Raw genomic sequence first — 17,186 nt, forward strand, 5'->3', positions numbered from 1 at the left:
CGGTGTAGGTCTACAGCAAGGCTGGACAGTTTGGACTGATGAAATTACCGTGGAGCGGTGACCGAGAAGCGAACCGCCCCAGCCGTTCCGGAGGCACCGCCTGCCTCGGAGTCCCATGCCGACACGGCCGCGCTGGCCGCCCGGGAGCTCCGGGCCGTGTTCAGCAGGTTGCGCCGGACCCTCCAGGAGAAGGGACAGGGTTCCAGCGGGCTCACCCCCTCGCAGACCGCGGTGCTGAACCGCCTGATCACCGACGGGCCGGCCGCCGCGAGCGCGCTGGCCGCTGCGGAGCGGGTCCGGCCGCAGTCGATGGCCGCCACGCTGGCCGCGCTGGAGGCGCACGGGCTGGTCGCCCGCCGCCCCGACCCCGAGGACGGGCGCCGCCAGGTGGTGGACCTCAGCGCGACCGGGCTGGAGTGGATCGCGGACAGCCGCCGGGCCCGTGAGGAGTGGCTGGCCAGGGCCCTGGGGGAGGAGTTCAGCGAGGCCGAGCGCGCCACCGTGCTGGCGGCGCTGCCCCTGCTGGACCGGCTCAACCGGGCGAGTCGGCTGAGCCGACCGAGCCGGCTGAACCAGCGATGACCGGCCCGTCGACGCTGCTGGCGCGGCTGCGCTCCCGACGCCAGGGCGCGGACCGGGCAGCGGCCCAGTCCGTCCCCGCCTCGTCCGTCCCGGCCCCGCTGGCCCCGACCGGAGCCGACGGGCCGGCTGGGCCCGGGCCCGGGGACGGGTTCAACCGTCGGCTGCTCGCTCCGATGGTGCTGGGTTCGGTGCTCAACCCGATCAACTCCTCGATGATCGCGGTGGCCCTGGTGCCCGTCGGCACCGCCTTCGGTGCGCCGCCCGCCGAGACGGCCTGGCTGGTGAGCGGGCTCTACCTCGCCACTGCCGTCGGCCAGCCGGTGATCGGCCGGCTGGTGGACACCTACGGGCCGCGCCGGCTCTACCTGGCCGGGACGGCGCTGGTCGGCCTGGCGGGACTGGTCGGTGTGCTGGCGCCCACGCTCGGGCTGCTGGTTGTCGCCCGGGTGCTGCTCGGGATCGGCACCTCCGCCGCGTACCCGGCCGCGATGTACCTCACCCGCAGCGAGGCCGAGCGGACCGGGCGGACCGGGCGGACCAGCCCCACCGGGGTGCTGACGGTGCTCGCCGTCGCCAACCAGACCATCGCCGTGATCGGGCCGACGCTCGGCGGCCTGCTGATCGGGCTGGGCGGCTGGCGGACGATCTTCGCGGTCAACGTCCCGCTGTCGCTGGCCTGTCTGGTGCTCGGGTCCGCCCGGCTGCCCGTCGCCGGGCCGCGGCGGGACGGCCGGGACGGCGGGGGGCGGCTGGACCGGTCCGGGATCGCGCTGTTCGCCGTCCTCCTGCTGGCACTGATGCTGTTCGTGATGCGGCCCGGGTCGGAGCGCTGGTACCTGCCGGTGCTCGCGGTCCTGGCCGGTGTCGGATTCGTGCTCCGGGAGACCAGGGCCCGCAGCCCGTTCATCGACCTGCGGGCCCTGGCTGGCAACCGTCCGTTGGTCGCCACCTATCTGCGCCAGGTGCTCGGCTGCACGGCGGGTTACGCCTTCCTCTACGGCTACACCCAGTGGCTGGAGCAGGGGCGGGGCCTGAGCGCCGCCTCCGCCGGGCTGGTGCTGCTGCCGCTCTCGCTGACCGCCCTCGCGGTCTCCGGTGCGACCGGTCGCCGTGCGGCGGTGCGGGGCAAGCTGGTGGTCGGCGCGGCGGTCCAGATGGCGGCCTGCGCGGCGCTGTTGACGGCGGGGTCGGCGAGTCCGCCGGTGCTGCTGATCGCCGTCGGGGTGCTGGCGGGCATCCCGCAGGGGCTGATCGGCCTCGGCAACCAGACCGCGCTCTACCACCAGGCCGACCCGGCCGCCATCGCCTCCGCGGCCGGGCTGCTGCGGACCTTCATGTACCTCGGGGCGATGGCCGCCTCGGCCGCGAACGCGGCCTTCTTCCCGCACGGCGCCACCACGGCCGGACTGCACCACCTCGCGCTGTTCATGTTCGGCGGCGCGGCCCTGCTCTTCCTCCTCGTCCTCCCCGACCGCTCGCTCGGCCGACTCGGGAGTGCTTCCTGATCAAGGGACATGACGGACCGTCAGTCAGCGGTGCGGGCCCGTCCGACCCGGGGCCGGACGGGCCCGCACGGGGGCGTGCGGGTCAGCCCCGGTCGGGTCGGCCGGTGAGGACCGTGGTGAAGACCGGCTCGCCGTGCTGGTGTCCGGTCACCGTGGTGGTGACGGTGTCCGGCTCCTCGCCGGGGGTGTGCCGGGCGGTGACGGTGGTGGGCGCGTCGTGTTCGGCGTAGCGGTGGAAGGCGGTGGCCGCGGCGGTCGGGGCGATGGTGGCCGGGGCGCCGAGGGCGTTGGCGGCCTGGCGGGCGGCCTCCAGCAGCACCATGCCGGGGATGTGGTCGCCGGCGTGGTCGAAGAGGATCGGGTGCCGGAGGTCGGGGGTGAGGAGCCAGGTGCCGGGGGTGTCGGTCGGGGTCAGCACGACGTCGCAGGGCCGGACCCGCCCGACCAGGGCGGGCGGCAGGGGGCGGGCGGTCCCTGCCTCGGCTGCCTCCGGTATCGGGCTGCCTACGGGGCGGGCGCCGCGCAGCCGGCGGTAGGTGGAGTCCGGCACGGTGGTGAAGCGGGCCTCGCCGGTCGCGGCCAGGTGGGGGCCGCGGCGGACGGTCGCGGTGAAGGTGAAGTCGACCGTGCTGCGGGTGCGCCGAGGGCGGGGGAGGAGTCTGGCCTCGATGGTGAGGTCGGTGGGTGTCGCCCCGATGGACAGCCGGCGGGCGCGGGCGGTGTAGTCGAGGTTCCACATCATGAACCTGTGGTCGAGCGGGACACCGTACCGGGTGTGGGCGAGGTAGAGCCCGGCTTGGCGAACCGTTTCGGCGGCGAGCATCGGGTCGTACCCGGTCCCGTCCGGGGTGCTGAAGAAGGTGTGCGCCCGCGGCCACTGGGCGGTGACGGTGAACGCGGTGTCGCCGAGCGGCTCGCTGCCGGTGATGAAGACCTCGGCGTGGCAGGCCCGGTGGACGTACTCCTTGGCGACGGTGCTGGTCAGTCGGGGAGCCGGAGCGGCCGGACGGATCGGCGCGGGGGGTGTGCCGAGGGGCCCGGTGGCCGGGGCGAGGGCCGGGGTCGGGGCCGGGGCGAGTGTGGGGGCGAAGTAGGCGAGCAGGGACATGGGGGAGCGCTCCAAGGGGCCGGGGTGGGCGGGACCGGCTGCTCAGGGCGCGTGGGGGTACGCACCTGCCGGTCCGCTCGTCGGGGAGCCGGGGCCGGGGGCGCGTCGGCGGCCGAGCGCAGCCGTGTCAACGCCGGGGTTGCCCGTCCGCGCCCGACCGATCACCTCGACGGTCAGCACACGGCCGTTCACCTGCGGTGATGCGGACGATCCGGGTTGACGAGCCCATCATCACAAGCGCCGGGAGCAGGGGCGTCACCGGCTCGGGCGGCCCGGTCGTAGCAGCGGAACGGGGCCGGTGCCGGGCCTTCCCGGGTGGTCGTCAAACGGCCGACCGGGAGGCGCAGTTGCCACGCCGTACCACCCGCCCGATGCCGGTTCCCGCGCGCTCGGCCGCCGGATAGACTTCGGCACTTCCCGCCCCACCTCACCCCACCCCCCACCTCACGGCCCGGTGCCACCGGGACGATCGACGGGTCCGCCCGCTCGTGGGGTGACCACCTCGACAGCTCGGCGCGAGCGCGTACGGCCGATCCCGTACGGCCGGTGCCGGGTGAGACCGGCGTCGCGGATCGCGCGCCACCCGGAGAGCAGAGAGCAGGTCTTTCGTGAACCATCCTCCGACCACGTCGCCCGGCGGACTGCTGGTCATCGGCAGTGCCGCCCCGGCCGACGTTCCCGGAGCGGGGCTGTGCACGGTCGGTTACGACGGAACCGGCGCCATGAGTCCCGTCCGCACACTCCCGCTGGACCACCCCTCCTACGCGGCGGTCGACCCGACGCGCGCGGTCGTCCACGCCGTCCTGGAACAGGCGGTCGGACGGATCGTCTCGGTGCGCGTGGCGAGTGGTGCCGAGCCCGGTGCCGTGGTCGCCGACGCCGTCAGCGGCGGTGCGGGCCCCTGCCACCTCGCGGTCCACCCCAGCGGGTCGCACGTCTTCGCGGCCCACTACGGCGACGGCGTCCTCTCGGTCGTCGCCACCGGCGCCGACGGCGCGGTCGCCACCGCCGAGCCGGTGCAGACCGTCCGGCACCCGGGCCGGGAGGCCTCCGGGGACCGGCTCACCTCCCCGCACGCCCACATGGCGGCCCCCTCGCCGGACGGGCGATTCCTGCTGTGCACCGATCTCGGCACCGACCGGGTGTACGTCTACGCCTTCGATCCGGCCGACGGCCCGCTCAGCGCCCACCGGACGGTGCAACTGCCGTCGGGCCGCGGCCCCCGGCACCTGGTGTTCCACCCGTCGGCCCGGTACGCCTACGTCCTGAACGAACTCTCCTCCACCCTCACCGTCTGCACCTGGGACGCGCTCTCCGGCCGCCTCGACCCGGTCGCCGAGGTCGAGACCCGACGGGATCCGGGTGCGCCGAACGCCAACTCCGCCGCCGCGGTCCGCGTGTCGGACGACGGCCGTTTCCTCTACACGACCAACCGTGGCGACGACGCGATCTCGGTGTACACCGTGCACGACGACGGCGCGTCCGTGGAGCTGCTCACCACCGTTCCCTGCGGCGGGACTTGGCCGCGCGACATCGCGCTCACGCCGGACGGCCGACTGCTGTTCTGCGCCAATCAGCGCTCGGACACGGTCACGGTCTTCCACCGCGACCCGTCGACCGGCCTCCTGAGCCCGGCCGGGGAGCCGCTGGCGGTCAGTGAGCCCACGTCCGTCCTGCCGATCGCCCGCTGACCTCGGGCCCCGAGGTGCCCGGCGGGTGAGCCGTCGGGCACCGACGGGCCCGTGGACGTTCTCAAGCGGTCCCTCATGCGGTCTCTGAGGTGAGCGCTCCCGACGTCTTGACACCGTCCGCCCCGTCGGCCCAGGATCGTCCTGTGAACCTGTCAGACAGCCAGACAGCCGGATCGGTCCCCCGACGCGTGAGCGCGATGGAAGCGGTGTTCGGCCACCTGCGCGGCGCCATCGAGCGCGGCGAGTACGCCGTGGGGGACAAGCTCCCCTCCGAAGCGGAGCTGTGCCGCACGCTGGAGGTCAGCCGGCCCGTGCTGCGGGAGGCGCTCCGGGCGCTCCAGACCATGGGCCTGACCGTCTCGAAGACCGGCAAGGGCACCTTCGTCGTGGCGAACACGGTCGACGACCCGACCTTCGGCGACTACGCGGCCAGCGACCTGCTGGAGGTGCGTCGGCACGTCGAGATCCCGGTCGCCGGGTACGCGGCGCTGCGCCGGACCCCGGAGGACCTGGACCAGCTGGCCCACCTGCTCGACCGGATGGACCGGGAGACCGACACCACCGCGTGGGTCGCGCTGGACACGGTCTTCCACCTGGCGGTGGCCGAGGCCTCCCGCAACCCGGTCTTCCGCCGGGTCATCGAGGAGATCCGCGACGCACTGGCGCGTCAGTCGGCCTTCCTCAACGAGCTGGGCGATCGCCGCGAGCAGTCCAACTGCGAGCACCGGGCGATCGTCGAGGCGCTGGTCGACGGTTCCGAGCCCGACGCGGTCGCGGCGATGTCGCACCACCTCCACCGCGTCGAGGCGACCCTCACCCACATCGTGCACCCAGGACGCACGGAGACCCCCACGGAAGGCAGAGCCGAGGCGTGAGCGAGCAGTTCCTCGACGACGAGAAGCGCCGCACGACCCCCACCACCTCCACTATCCCGACTGCCCCCACAAGCCCTGAGAGCCCCACGAACCTCACCGCCCCCACCACCTCCACGACCCGTCACGTCGACGCCGGTGACGCCGGTTACAGCAAGTCCTTGAAGCCCCGGCACGTCAACATGATCGCCATCGGCGGCGCCATCGGCACCGGCCTGTTCCTCGGCGCGGGCGGTCGGCTCGCCGACGCCGGGCCCTCCCTGTTCGTCGCCTACGCCGTCTGCGGCGCCTTCGCCTTCCTGGTCGTGCGCGCGCTCGGCGAACTCGTCCTGTACCGCCCGTCCTCCGGCGCCTTCGTGTCGTACGCCCGGGAGTTCCTGGGGGAGAAGGGCGCGTACACCGCAGGCTGGATGTACTTCCTCAACTGGGCGACCACGGGTATCGCCGACATCACCGCCGTCGCCACCTACACCCACTACTGGCACCTGTTCTCCGACATCCCGCAGTGGGTGATCGCGCTGGTGGCCCTGGCCGCGGTGCTGACGGTGAACCTCATCTCGGTGCGGATCTTCGGTGAACTGGAGTTCTGGTTCGCCATCGTCAAGGTCGGCGCGCTGCTGGTCTTCATGGGCATCGCGATCTTCCTGCTGGTCACCCGGCACCCGGTCGACGGCGCCGTCCCCGGCCCGTCCCTGATCACCGACAACGGCGGGATCTTCCCCAACGGCCTGATGCCGATGCTGCTGATCATCCAAGGAGTCGTCTTCGCCTACGCCTCGGTGGAACTCGTCGGCGTCACGGCAGGGGAGACCGAGAATCCCGAGAAGATCATGCCGAAGGCGATCAACTCGATCATGTGGCGGGTGGGCCTGTTCTACGTCGGCTCGGTCGTCCTGCTGTCGATGCTGCTGCCCTGGAACAGGTACAGCTCCGGCCAGAGCCCGTTCGTGACCGTGCTGTCCCACATCGGCGTCCCGGCGGCCGGCAGCGTGATGAACCTGGTCGTCCTCACCGCGGCCATGTCCTCGCTCAACTCCGGCCTCTACTCCACCGGCCGCATCCTGCGCTCCATGGCCGTGAGCGGCTCGGCCCCCCGGTTCACCGCCCGGATGAGCCGCACCCAGGTGCCGTACGGCGGCATCCTGCTGACCAGCGGCATGTGCGTGCTCGGCGTCGGCCTCAACTTCGTGGTCCCCGCCGACGCGTTCGAGATCGTGCTGAACTTCGCGGCGATCGGCATCCTCGCCACCTGGGGCATGATCATGGTCTGCCACCTCCTCTTCTGGCGGAAGACCCGGGCCGGCGAACTGACCCGGCCCGGCTACCGCCTCCCCGGCTCGCCGTGGACCGAGCTCGTGACGCTGGCCTTCCTCGTCTCCGTCCTGGTCCTGATGTACGCCGACGGCGGCGCCGGGCGCACCACCGTGCTGTGCCTGCCGCTGATCGCCGGGGCGCTGGTTGCGGGCTGGTACGCGATCCGCGGCCGGATCGCCCGTGTCGCCGCCGGGGCCGGCGACTGAACCCGCCGGCGGCCCGAGGGATCCCACACGCCGGGCTCCCGCAGGCCGCCGGCACAACCACCACCGATCGAGGCACGTCTCATGTTCAACAGTCCCCTCGCGGACGCCCCCGCGATCCGCGAGCCCCGCCACGAGCCCGTCGCCCACGTGATCCGTGGCGAAGTGGTCGAGGGCGTCCACTACGGTTCCGTCGTCGTCCTCGGTGAGGACGGCGGCGGCAACGGCGAGGTCCGGTTCCGGCTCGGCGACGTCGAGGCCGCCTGCTACCCGCGATCGGCCCTCAAGCCGCTCCAGGCCGTCGCCATGGTCCGGGCGGGCCTGCCGCTCGACGGCGAACTGCTCTCCCTCGCGATGGGCAGCCACTCCGGCGAGGAGCGCCACCTCGCCGGTGCCCGGCGGATCCTGGAGCTCGCCGGCCTCTCCGAGGACGACCTGCGCAACGTCCCGGACCTGCCGTACGACCCGGCGGTCCGCGACACCTGGATCCGGGAGGGCCGCCCGGCCTCCCGGCTCGCCCAGAACTGTTCGGGCAAGCACGCCGCGATGCTCTACCTCTGCAGGCTCAACGGCTGGTCGTCGGCCGACTACGACGACCCCGGCCACCCGCTCCAGCGGCTGATCGCCGGGGTCGTCGAGGAGTTCACCGGCCAACGCATCGCGCGGGTCAGCGTCGACGGCTGCGGCACCCCGCTGTTCGCCGTCTCGCTGCACGGCCTCGCCCGCGCCGCCGCCCGCATCGCCACCGGCGCGCCGGGGACCCCCGAGTCCCGGGTGGCGGACGCGCTGCGCGGGCACCCGGAGATGGCCTCCGGCGCGGGCCGGGACACGGCCGCGCTGATGCGCGCCGTGCCCGGACTGCTGGCCAAGGACGGCTTCGAGGGTGTGCAGATCGCCGCGCTGCCGGACGGCCGCGCCGTGGCCGTGAAGATCGCCGACGGGGCGAACCGGGCGCGCGTCCCGGTGGCGGCGGCCGCGCTGGCCCTGGCGGGGGTCGAGCCGCGGCTGCTCACCGCGTTCGCGGGGGCGCCGACGACCGGTGGCGGCAGGCTCGTCGGCGGCGTCCGGCCGGTGGCGGCGCTCGACCCGTCGGCGCTGCCCGCCCCCGTCTGACCCGATCCACCGTTCCACGAAGGAAGAGGACCGCACACCCATGACCGCCGCCATACCCACGATCGCCGCGACCCCCATGACCGCCGCCACCCGCAGCGAACACGACCTGCTCGGAGACCGCGACGTCCCCGCCGACGCCTACTGGGGCGTCCACACGCTGCGCGCCACCGAGAACTTCCCGATCACGGGCACGCCCATCTCCACCTACCCGCACCTGATCGACGCCCTCGCCGCCGTCAAGGAGGCCGCCGCCCTCGCCAACGAGGAACTCGGCCTGCTGGAGCCCGCGAAGGCCGCCGCGATCGTCGCCGCCTGCCGCGAGATCCGGGGCGGCGGGCTGTACGAGCAGTTCGTCGTGGACGTCATCCAGGGCGGCGCCGGGACCTCGACCAACATGAACGCCAACGAGGTCATCGCCAACCGGGCGCTGGAACTGCTGGGGCACGCCAAGGGCGAGTACCGGCACCTGCACCCCAACGAGCACGTCAACCTGGGCCAGTCCACCAACGACGTCTACCCGACAGCCGTCCGGATCGCGACCGTCTTCGCCGTGCGCGGCCTGCTCGACGCGATGGCCGTGCTCCAGGACGCCTTCGCCCGCAAGGCCGTCGAGTTCCGCGACGTGCTGAAGATGGGCCGCACCCAGTTGCAGGACGCCGTGCCGATGACGCTCGGGCAGGAGTTCTCGACGTTCGCGGTGATGCTCGACGAGGACCGCAGCCGGCTCGGGGAGGCCGTCGAGCTGATCCTGGAGATCAACCTCGGTGCCACCGCGATCGGCACCGGCCTCAACGCCCCCGCCGGGTACGCCGAGTCCGCGCGCCGCCACCTCGCCGACCTCACCGGGCTGCCCCTCGTTACGGCGGCCAACCTGGTCGAGGCCACCCAGGACTGCGGGGCGTTCGTCCAGATGTCCGGGGTGCTCAAGCGCGTCGCCGTCAAGCTCTCGAAGAGCTGCAACGACCTGCGCCTGCTGTCCTCGGGGCCGCGCGCGGGCCTCGGCGAGATCAACCTGCCGCCGGTGCAGGCCGGTTCGAGCATCATGCCGGGCAAGGTGAACCCGGTGATCCCCGAGGTCGTCAACCAGGTCGCCTTCGAGGTGATCGGCAACGACGTCGCCGTCACGATGGCCGCCGAGGCCGGGCAGCTCCAGCTCAACGCCTTCGAGCCGATCATCCTGCACTCGCTCTCGGAGTCGATCACCCATCTGCGGGCCGCCTGCCTCACCCTCGCCGAGCGGTGCGTCGTCGGCATCACCGCCAACACCGAGGTGCTGCGCGCGACGGTCGAGAACTCCATCGGCCTGGTGACCGCCCTCAACCCGCACATCGGGTACACGGCCGCCACCGACATCGCCAAGGAGGCGCTGGCCAGCGGCCGGGGCGTGGCCGAACTCGTCCTGGAGAAGGGGCTGCTCCCGGCCGAGCGGCTCGCCGCCCTGCTGCGGCCCGAGGTGATCGCGGGCACCGGCGCGCCGGTGGCCTGACGCGGAGCACGGATAACGAAGCGCGGAGCACGGAGCACGGCGAACGCGTCGAACGACGCGTCGCCGCACCGGAGTTCCGGTGCGGCGACGCGTGTTCCGCGGGACGGGGCCAGGGTCAGGCCGGACCGGCCAGCGCGGGGATCAGCCGCACGTCCTCCGGGGCCCGGGCGTTGTGGCGCTCGGTCCAGGTGGTCAGCGCGGACTGGCAGGCGTGGTCGAGGTGCCGGAGCCCGGAGAGGTCCAGCTCCACGACGCGGTCGGCGGGCAGCGCCTCCAGGGCGTCCAGGAGCTTGGGCAGCCGGAGGAAGGTGGCGTTGCCGGTCAGCCGGACCCGGAGCAGGCCGCCGGGCCGCTCCTCGGTGTCGACGTGCAGCCGGGAGGTCTCCCAGGCCGACTTGACGACCGACAGGCCCAGGCCGATCAGCACGCCCTCGAACATGTTGACCGTGACGATGGCCACGGCGGTGGCCGCGAGGACGAGCGCCTCCGCCCGGTGCTCGCGCCACAGCGGCCCGAACTGCTTGAACGGCAGCAGCTTGAACCCGGCGTGCACCAGCACCCCGGCCAGCGCGGCGACGGGGATGACGCCGAGGGCCGCGGGGAGCAGCGCGGCGAAGAGCAGCAGCCACACGCCGTGCAGCACGCGGGACGCCTTGGTCCGGGCACCGGCCTGGACGTTGGCGGCGCTGCGGACGATGACCGCGGTCATCGGCAGGGCGCCGAGGGCGCCGCAGAGCGCGTTGCCCGCGCCCTGCGCCATCAGCTCCTTGTCGTAGTCGGTGCGCGGTCCGTCGTGCAGCCGGTCGACGGCCGCCGCGCTGAACAGGCTCTCGGCCGAGGCGACGAGGGTGAAGGCCACGACCGTCACGACGAGCGCCGGGGTGAGCTGCTCGAACACCCCGCTGCCTGGTGGCTGGACGGCGTCCAGGAGGCCCTGGACCTCGACCTTCTTCACCGGGCGGTCGAGCAGCCAGACGGTGCCGGTGGCGAGCAGCACGGCCACCAGTGCGCCGGGGACGACCCGCACCCGGGCGGGCAGCCGCTGCCACAACAGGATCACCGCGATGGTGCCGGCGCCGATCACGAAGGAGTAGCCGGCGGCGGGCGAGGAGACGAGCCGGGCGAGCAGGCCGGGAAGGCCCAGGAGCTTGTCGACCCCGCTCGCGGGCGCCGGCCGGTCGGCCATCGCGTAGAGCTGGCCGGCGATGATGACCAGGCCGATGCCGGCCAGCATGCCCTCCACCACGGCGACGGAGATCGCGCGGAACCACCGGCCCCAGCGCAGCGCGCCCAGCAGCAGCTGGAGCAGGCCGGTGGCGGCGACCACGAGGCCGAGGGCCGGCAGGCCGAACCGTTGCACGGTCTCGGCGACCAGCACGGTCAGTCCGGCGGCCGGGCCGCTGACCTGGAGGCTGCTGCCGGGGAGCATGCCGGTGACCAGGCCGCCGACGATGCCGGTGATCAGGCCGAGTTCGGCGGGCACGCCCGAGGCGACGGCGACGCCGACGCACAGCGGGAGGGCGACCAGGAAGACGACGAGCGAGGCGGTCAGGTCGTATTTGAGCGTGGGAAAGCGCATGGGAGCCCTCATCGGTGGGAGTCCGGGGGTGGTCGGCCGCGGCGTGGTCGGCTGTGGTGTGGCCGGCCGCGGGGCGGCCGGCGATGGCGTGGTGGGCGGCGGTGGGGCGGGCCGCCGGGTCACAGCGGCAGGAAGACGTCGCTGCCGGGGCGGTGGCTGAGCACCGCGCCGGTGTGGACCTCGTAGAACCAGCCGTGCAGGCCCAGCCGGCCCTGGTCGGCCCGGCGGGCGACGCTCGGGTGGGTGCGCAGCCTCGCCAGCTGGTCCAGCACGTGCCGCTGCACCGGGGCGGCCAGGTCGTGGCTGGGCTCCCCGGCGGGTGTCAGTTCGGTGCCGTCGGCCAGCCAGTCGCGTACGGCGGGCACCCCGGTGAGGTCCTCGCCCCGGACGACGGCGCCCACGGCGCCGCAGTGGGAGTGGCCGCAGACCACGATGTCGGCGACCCCCAGGACCTCGACCGCGTACTCGATGGTCGCGGCCTCGGCCGAGGGGGCGGACGGGCGGTGCGGCGGGACGATGTTGCCGGCGGTCCGCAGCTCGAAGAGGTCCCCGGGCCGGGCGCCGGTGACGGCGGAGGGGATGATGCGGGAGTCGGAGCAGGTGATGAACAGCGCCTGCGGGCTCTGGCCCGCCGCCAGCCGCCCGAAGGCGTCGGCCTCCTGCGCGGCGCGGCGGCGGAAGGTGCGGGCGTGGTCGATGAATCCTTGCATGTCGTGCCTCGGGCCCTTCGGAAGTCCTGTGGGAACGGTGACTTCGGGACCGTGCCGCTCGCTCGGTACGGGGGCAGCGCGGAGCGCGGCGGCGCGGGCAGGCGGAAGCACTGCCGCGGGCCGTCGTGGACTGCCGGGACGTGGGGCGGTGGGTCACCCGTGGGGAGTGTCGCCACCGTCGTCGAGCGTGCGTGCGCGGTCGGGACCGATCAGCAGCGGAACACGGGCGGGCCGGCGGCTGTGGGCGTTCGGGGCCCCCCGGGCGGGGGGGCGGCGCCGCGGGCCCCCCCGGGGACGGCCCGGGGGCACCCCTCGGCGGCGAGGGCCGGGTGCAACTCCCGCTGGCACGAGGGGACTTCGACGCTCCGCGGACGCGTCCAGCCGAGTCCCGGCGGGCACTTGGGGGCCACCGCCTCCTCGGCGAGCTTCGCCTCCGCGACCATCCGGGGGCAGCGTTCCTCGCGGGTGAGGGCGGATGCGGACTGGGACAGCACCACCAGCCCGAGCACGGCCACGAGGGCCACGGCGGCGGCGCCGATCACCCTCCTGGCCAAGGACATTGCCGTTCCTTTCCCTGCCTGTGGGATGTGTCGAGCCGTCATGAATTCTGACGGCCACGGGCGGGGGCGAGTTCCGGTTTTGTCGTGAACAGTCCGTGAATCAGTTCGGCCGACCGGTGATGGTCCATGAACTGACGGGGTGGAATGCGGGCAGGCGGTGAACCGTTCGGGGCGGGAGTGTCGGCTTGCTCCGTTCCGGAGGCGATCCGACCGCCCGGTCGCCCGGTCGCCGTCGGCGTCACGCCGGCCGGGGGTGCTGCAGCCCGTGCAGGAGCAGGTCGATCAGGCGCCGTGGGTCGTACTGCGGGCCGCTGCCTCCGATGCACAGGTTGCCGATGCCGCGCATCAGCTCGAAGGGCCGGGTGCCCGCCTTGATCTCACCGGCCTCGACCGCGGCGTCGAGCAGCTGCGCGCAGACCGGCAGCAGGCGGTCGAGGAAGAGGCCGTGCAGGGCGGCGAAGCCGGTGCTGTCCGACTGCATCGCGTCGGCCAGCCCGTGTTTGGTGACCAGGAAGTCGACGAAGAGGTCGATCCACCGGCGGAGCGCGTCGAACGGGGAGTCGGCGGCTGCCAGCAGTCGCGGGCCGGCCTGTGCGCACTCCTCGATCTGGTGGCGGTAGACGGCCGTGATGAGATCGGCCCGGGTCGGGAAGTGCCGGTAGATCGTTCCCGTTCCGACGCCGGCCTCGGCCGCGATCCGGCGGATCGGTGCGTCGACGCCCGAGGTCACGAACACCTCGGCCGCGGCCGCGAGCAGCGCCTGCTGATTGCGCATCGCGTCGGCCCGCTTGCTCCGGGCCGACGTCCTTCCCGTGGGGTCCTCGCCGGGCACGACTCTTCCTCCAGCATCCATTGACAAAGCGGAACCATGTTCCGGATAGTAAGTGGGACAGCGTTCCGCTTCAGCTTAGCCGAAGCGGGACGCCCCTGAACCCCTGCCTGCTTGCCTGCCGCCGCCCGGCCTGGGCCGACCGCGGCGACACCCATCGCAGGGCGACGCCCATCGCAGAAGGAGCACTGCTCAGCATGAGCGCAACCACCCGCACCGCACCCGTCCCGGTCCTGTCGTACAGCCCGGTGGTCCTGTCCGTGCCCGGGCGGCCGGTGGACCTCCAGGTGCGCGTCTCCGCGCCCGGGACCGGAAGCGGCCTGCCCGTCATCCTGCTCTCCCACGGCCACGGCCCCTCGCACCACCTGTCCTCGCTGCACGGCTACGCGCCGCTCGCCAACGCCTGGGCGGAGCAGGGCTTCGTCGTCATCCAGCCCACCCACCTCACCTCCCGGACGCTGAGCCACCTGGTCGCCGACGCCCCCGGCGCACCGGACTTCTGGCGCTCCCGCGCCGAGGACATGACCCACGTCCTCGACCGGCTCGACCAGATCGAGCGCACCGTGCCGCAGCTCGCGGGACGGATCGACCGCACCAAGGTCGCCCTCGCCGGGCACTCGCTCGGCGGCTTCACGGCCGCTCTCCTGCTGGGCGCCGGACTCAACGACCCCGCCACCGGGAACGTGGTGCAGCTGGCCGAACCGCGGATCAAGGCGGGCGTCCTGCTCGCCGCGCCCGGCAGGGGCGGCGAGGTCTTCAACGGGCCCATGGCCGAGCAGTGGCCCGTCATCGGAGCCGTCGACTTCTCCACCATGACCGCTCCCGCGCTGGTCGTCGCGGGCGACAAGGACGACTCGCGGCACTTCACCGACATGGGACCGGACTGGCACGCCGACCCCTACACCCTCGCCCCCGGCCCCAAGGACCTGCTCACCCTGTTCGACGCGGGGCACGGGCTCGGCGGGATCGCCGGGTACGACGCCGCCGAGACCACCGACGAGAACCCCGGGCGGGTCGTTGCCCTCGGACGGCTCACCGCCGCCTACCTCCGCAGCCGGCTCACGCCGGGTGACGGGGCCTGGCAGGCCGCGTGCGAGGCGCTGGCAACCGGCCCCGACCCGGTCGGCCGGGTCGAGGTCAAGTAGGCGCAGGGCCGGTGCCGCTGGGCCGGGGCCGCAGGGCTCACGGGGGAGCCCGGCCCGGTGCCCGCCCGGCGCCGGGCGGGCACCTTCCGGCGGGGGGCGGTCAGGCCGCCGCGTCGAGGTCGGAGGCGAGCAGGTCGGCGAGTGCCCGGAGGGCGTCCTCGGCCCCGTCGCCGGAGGCGGTGAGCTCCAGGACATCGCCGGAGCGGGCGGCCAGGGCGAGCACCGAGAGCAGGCTGCGGGCGTCGACGGGGGTCTGGCCCGGGCGTCCGACGGTGACCTTGACCGGCTGCCGGGCGGTGGCGGCCTGGACGAACAGTGACGCCGGGCGGGCGTGCAGGCCGCTGCTGGAGCCGACGGTGACCTGGGTCGAGTGCATGGGAGTCCTTGGGGAGAGGGGGAGAAGGAGGGGACGACGGTCGGCCCGGGTGGGATCCGGGCCCGGTGGTGCCCGGCCCCCCGCGGTACGGGGGCGGTCGCGGGGGCCGGGCGGTCTTTGGTTTCACGCCCGTTGGCGTGTTGTTTTGGTTGGTTCTACGCCCGGTTGCGAGCAGATGTCAACACATTCGGGCGTACGTCACGGACCGAAGGGGAGGCGACGAGAGGCGACGAGAGACGGCGGGAGGCGGAGCAGCCCCTTGCATTTCCGTCCGAAGCGCGTATGGTCGGGCTTCACCAGGCGTAAACGGACATGAAACGGACTCAATCCCACATGTACGCACCCGAGCGGCAGCAACAGATCCTCCACCTCGCCCAGGAGCGGGGCCGGGTGGACGTGCCGACCTTGGCCGAGGACTTCGGTGTCACCCAGGAGACCATCCGGCGTGACCTGAGCGCCCTGGACAAGGCCGGCCTGCTGCACCGGGTGCACGGCGGCGCCCTGCCCGTCGGCGCCCTGCACCTGGAACCCGGCCTGGCCGAACGGGACTCCACGGCCGCCGCCGAGAAGGAGCGCATCGCCAGGGCGGCGCTGGCCCTGCTGCCCACCGAGGGCAGCGTGATCCTGGACGCCGGGACGACCGTCTCCCGGCTGGCCGGACTGCTGCCCCTGGACTGCGCCCTCACCGTCGTCACCAACGCCCTCCCGGTCGCGGCCCGGCTGGCCGACCACCCTTCGCTCGCCCTGCACCTCGTCGGCGGGCGGCTGCGCCACCGCACCCAGGCCGCCGTCGACGCCTGGGCGCTGCGCGACCTGGCCGACGTCCACGCGGACGTCGCGGTGGTCGCCACCAACGGCTTCACCCCGGACGGCGTACTGTCGACGCCCGACCTCGCCGAGGCCGCCGTCAAGCGGGCCATGCTCGCCGGTGCGCGACGCGTCGTCCTGGTGGCCGACTCCTCCAAGTACGGCGCCCGCCACTTCGCCCGGTTCGGCTCGCTGGAGCAGGTCGACGTGCTGGTCACGGACACCGGACTGACCGACGAGCAGACCGCCCAGATCGAGAACCACGGACCGGAAGTCATCCGCGCATGATCGTCACCATCACCCCCAACCCCAGTCTCGACCGCACCTACGAGCTGGGAACGCTCGCCGTGGGCGAGGTCAACCGGGCCGGGCAGGACCGGCTCGACCCCGGCGGCAAGGGCGTCAACGTCTCCCGTGCGCTCACCGCCGCGGGCCACCGGACGACGGCGGTCCTGCCGCTCGGCGGCCCGTCCGGCGGACTGCTCCGCGACCTGCTGCGCCGCCAGGGCATCGACGTCGCGGCGGTCACCATCGTGGGCGACACCCGGATCAACGTCTCGATCGCCGAGGACGGCGGTGGCCTCACGAAGATCAACGCGGTCGGCCCCGAGCTCAGCACCGCCGAGTCGGCCGCACTGCTGGCCCTCGTCCGCGACACCCAGCAGGCCGGCCGGGGCACCGGCGACGGCGTCGACTGGCTGGCCTGCTGCGGCAGTCTGCCGCGCGGCCTCCGGCCCGGGTGGTACGCGGACCTGGTCGCGCAGGTGCACTCGGGCGGCGCCCGGATCGCCCTGGACACCTCAGGCCCCGCACTGCTCGCCGCGCTCCCGGCCCGCCCCGACGTGGTCAAGCCGAACCGCGAGGAACTCGCCGAGGCCGTGGGCCGCCCGGTCGCCACCGTCGGCGACGCCGTGGCGGCAGCAGGGCAACTGCGCGAGCGCGGCGCCCAGCAGGTCCTCGCCAGCCTCGGTGCGGACGGGATGCTGCTGATCGCCGAGGAGGGCAGCTGGTACGGCAGCGCGCCGGTCGCCGCCGTCCGCAGCGACGTGGGAGCGGGCGACGCCTCGCTCGCGGGCTTCCTCGGAGCCGGCGGCACCGGCCCCGAGGCACTGGCGGCGGCCCTGGCGCACGGCGCCGCCGCCGTACAACTGCCGGGGAGCGTCATGCCGACCCCGGCCGATCTGGACCCGGCCGCCGTGGTCGTGACGGCGGACCTCCCGCTCGAACGGCCGCTCCGCGGCTGAGCACCGCCTCCTGCCGGAGGCACCCCGCCGGACCGTGTGGGACGGGCACGGCGGACATTCCC

16 protein-coding genes are annotated in these 17,186 nt (G+C 73.8%); 10 read left to right on the plus strand and 6 right to left on the minus strand.

The genetic code is table 11. The features are described 5' to 3' along the window. The first annotated feature begins 57 nt into the window (after positions 1-57). Together ACFWXO_RS09600 and ACFWXO_RS09605 are read left to right on the plus strand one after the other, a co-directional pair. Positions 58-582: a MarR family winged helix-turn-helix transcriptional regulator gene (locus ACFWXO_RS09600; protein WP_380523029.1), complete on the plus strand. Its 525-nt coding sequence runs from the start codon at positions 58-60 to the stop codon at positions 580-582. Further along, positions 579-2,087 carry an MFS transporter gene (locus tag ACFWXO_RS09605; protein ID WP_380523030.1) on the plus strand — a complete coding sequence of 503 codons (1,509 nt, stop codon included), beginning with the start codon at positions 579-581 and terminating at the stop codon, positions 2,085-2,087. The genes ACFWXO_RS09600 and ACFWXO_RS09605 overlap by 4 nt, the downstream gene beginning before the upstream one ends. An 82-nt stretch (positions 2,088-2,169) precedes the next feature. Here ACFWXO_RS09605 and ACFWXO_RS09610 read toward each other — a convergent pair whose 3' ends face one another. After that, on the minus strand, positions 2,170-3,195 hold the full coding sequence (locus ACFWXO_RS09610) for a ScbA/BarX family gamma-butyrolactone biosynthesis protein (RefSeq protein ID WP_380523031.1): 1,026 nt from the start codon (positions 3,193-3,195) through the stop codon (positions 2,170-2,172). A gap of 608 nt (positions 3,196-3,803) precedes the next feature. Between ACFWXO_RS09610 and ACFWXO_RS09615 the strand changes: the two genes are divergently transcribed. From ACFWXO_RS09615 to aspA, 5 genes are all read left to right on the plus strand, one after another. Continuing rightward, the gene (locus tag ACFWXO_RS09615; protein WP_380523032.1) at positions 3,804-4,886 is read left to right on the plus strand and encodes a lactonase family protein; all 1,083 of its coding nucleotides are present in this window, start codon (positions 3,804-3,806) and stop codon (positions 4,884-4,886) included. Positions 4,887-5,083: 197 nt separating this feature from the next. Further along, positions 5,084-5,761: a FadR/GntR family transcriptional regulator gene (locus tag ACFWXO_RS09620; protein ID WP_380523089.1), complete on the plus strand. Its 678-nt coding sequence runs from the start codon at positions 5,084-5,086 to the stop codon at positions 5,759-5,761. After that, entirely contained in the window at positions 5,758-7,278 is a 1,521-nt protein-coding gene (locus ACFWXO_RS09625) for an amino acid permease (RefSeq protein ID WP_380523033.1), read from the plus strand. The genes ACFWXO_RS09620 and ACFWXO_RS09625 overlap by 4 nt, the downstream gene beginning before the upstream one ends. Before the next feature lie 81 nt (positions 7,279-7,359). Then, complete coding sequence (locus ACFWXO_RS09630; RefSeq protein ID WP_380523034.1) at positions 7,360-8,388, plus strand: asparaginase; 1,029 nt, start codon at positions 7,360-7,362, stop codon at positions 8,386-8,388. Between the two features lie 76 nt (positions 8,389-8,464). Beyond that, positions 8,465-9,874, plus strand: coding sequence for an aspartate ammonia-lyase (aspA, locus tag ACFWXO_RS09635; RefSeq protein WP_380523090.1), 1,410 nt, complete (start codon positions 8,465-8,467; stop codon positions 9,872-9,874). Positions 9,875-9,989: 115 nt separating this feature from the next. On the opposite strand, the gene ACFWXO_RS09640 is transcribed toward aspA, so the two are convergent. The 4 genes from ACFWXO_RS09640 to ACFWXO_RS09655 all read right to left on the minus strand — a co-directional run bounded on the left by ACFWXO_RS09640 (position 9,990) and on the right by ACFWXO_RS09655 (position 13,576). Next, entirely contained in the window at positions 9,990-11,453 is a 1,464-nt protein-coding gene (locus ACFWXO_RS09640; protein ID WP_380523035.1) for a SulP family inorganic anion transporter, read from the minus strand. 119 nt (positions 11,454-11,572) lie between these two features. Next, a complete protein-coding gene (locus ACFWXO_RS09645; protein ID WP_375891007.1) occupies positions 11,573-12,163 on the minus strand; it encodes a carbonic anhydrase in 591 nt (196 codons plus the stop codon). Positions 12,164-12,372: 209 nt separating this feature from the next. Continuing rightward, a complete protein-coding gene (locus ACFWXO_RS09650; protein WP_380523036.1) occupies positions 12,373-12,723 on the minus strand; it encodes a hypothetical protein in 351 nt (116 codons plus the stop codon). 238 nt (positions 12,724-12,961) lie between these two features. Then, the gene (locus tag ACFWXO_RS09655; protein ID WP_380523037.1) at positions 12,962-13,576 is read right to left on the minus strand and encodes a TetR/AcrR family transcriptional regulator; all 615 of its coding nucleotides are present in this window, start codon (positions 13,574-13,576) and stop codon (positions 12,962-12,964) included. 173 nt (positions 13,577-13,749) lie between these two features. Between ACFWXO_RS09655 and ACFWXO_RS09660 the strand changes: the two genes are divergently transcribed. Then, positions 13,750-14,697 carry an alpha/beta hydrolase family protein gene (locus ACFWXO_RS09660; protein WP_380523038.1) on the plus strand — a complete coding sequence of 316 codons (948 nt, stop codon included), beginning with the start codon at positions 13,750-13,752 and terminating at the stop codon, positions 14,695-14,697. Between the two features lie 100 nt (positions 14,698-14,797). Here the strand turns inward: ACFWXO_RS09660 and ACFWXO_RS09665 are convergent, their stop codons facing one another. Further along, positions 14,798-15,073 (minus strand): HPr family phosphocarrier protein, encoded by a 276-nt coding sequence (locus ACFWXO_RS09665; protein ID WP_380405335.1) that lies wholly within the window; start codon positions 15,071-15,073, stop codon positions 14,798-14,800. 333 nt (positions 15,074-15,406) lie between these two features. Here ACFWXO_RS09665 and ACFWXO_RS09670 point away from each other — a divergent pair, with 333 nt between their 5' ends. Together ACFWXO_RS09670 and pfkB are read left to right on the plus strand one after the other, a co-directional pair. After that, positions 15,407-16,168 carry a DeoR/GlpR family DNA-binding transcription regulator gene (locus tag ACFWXO_RS09670; RefSeq protein ID WP_380523039.1) on the plus strand — a complete coding sequence of 254 codons (762 nt, stop codon included), beginning with the start codon at positions 15,407-15,409 and terminating at the stop codon, positions 16,166-16,168. After that, on the plus strand, positions 16,165-17,124 hold the full coding sequence (gene pfkB / locus ACFWXO_RS09675) for a 1-phosphofructokinase (protein WP_380523040.1): 960 nt from the start codon (positions 16,165-16,167) through the stop codon (positions 17,122-17,124). Before ACFWXO_RS09670 ends, pfkB begins: the two co-directional genes overlap by 4 nt. Positions 17,125-17,186: the final 62 nt, after the last annotated feature.

It is taken from the genome of Kitasatospora sp. NPDC059088 (genome assembly GCF_042738155.1).
GTDB lineage: Bacteria > Actinomycetota > Actinomycetes > Streptomycetales > Streptomycetaceae > Kitasatospora.

Coding starts and splice junctions, on each gene's coding strand:
- ACFWXO_RS09605 (WP_380523030.1), top strand. CDS start 579: ATGACCGGCCCGTCGACGCTGCTGGCGCGGCTGCGCTCCCGACGCCAG.
- ACFWXO_RS09610 (WP_380523031.1), bottom strand. CDS start 3,195: ATGTCCCTGCTCGCCTACTTCGCCCCCACACTCGCCCCGGCCCCGACC.
- ACFWXO_RS09620 (WP_380523089.1), top strand. CDS start 5,084: ATGGAAGCGGTGTTCGGCCACCTGCGCGGCGCCATCGAGCGCGGCGAG.
- ACFWXO_RS09630 (WP_380523034.1), top strand. CDS start 7,360: ATGTTCAACAGTCCCCTCGCGGACGCCCCCGCGATCCGCGAGCCCCGC.
- aspA (WP_380523090.1), top strand. CDS start 8,465: ATGACCGCCGCCACCCGCAGCGAACACGACCTGCTCGGAGACCGCGAC.
- ACFWXO_RS09640 (WP_380523035.1), bottom strand. CDS start 11,453: ATGCGCTTTCCCACGCTCAAATACGACCTGACCGCCTCGCTCGTCGTC.
- ACFWXO_RS09645 (WP_375891007.1), bottom strand. CDS start 12,163: ATGCAAGGATTCATCGACCACGCCCGCACCTTCCGCCGCCGCGCCGCG.
- ACFWXO_RS09650 (WP_380523036.1), bottom strand. CDS start 12,723: ATGTCCTTGGCCAGGAGGGTGATCGGCGCCGCCGCCGTGGCCCTCGTG.
- ACFWXO_RS09655 (WP_380523037.1), bottom strand. CDS start 13,576: ATGGATGCTGGAGGAAGAGTCGTGCCCGGCGAGGACCCCACGGGAAGG.
- ACFWXO_RS09660 (WP_380523038.1), top strand. CDS start 13,750: ATGAGCGCAACCACCCGCACCGCACCCGTCCCGGTCCTGTCGTACAGC.
- ACFWXO_RS09665 (WP_380405335.1), bottom strand. CDS start 15,073: ATGCACTCGACCCAGGTCACCGTCGGCTCCAGCAGCGGCCTGCACGCC.
- ACFWXO_RS09670 (WP_380523039.1), top strand. CDS start 15,407: ATGTACGCACCCGAGCGGCAGCAACAGATCCTCCACCTCGCCCAGGAG.
- pfkB (WP_380523040.1), top strand. CDS start 16,165: ATGATCGTCACCATCACCCCCAACCCCAGTCTCGACCGCACCTACGAG.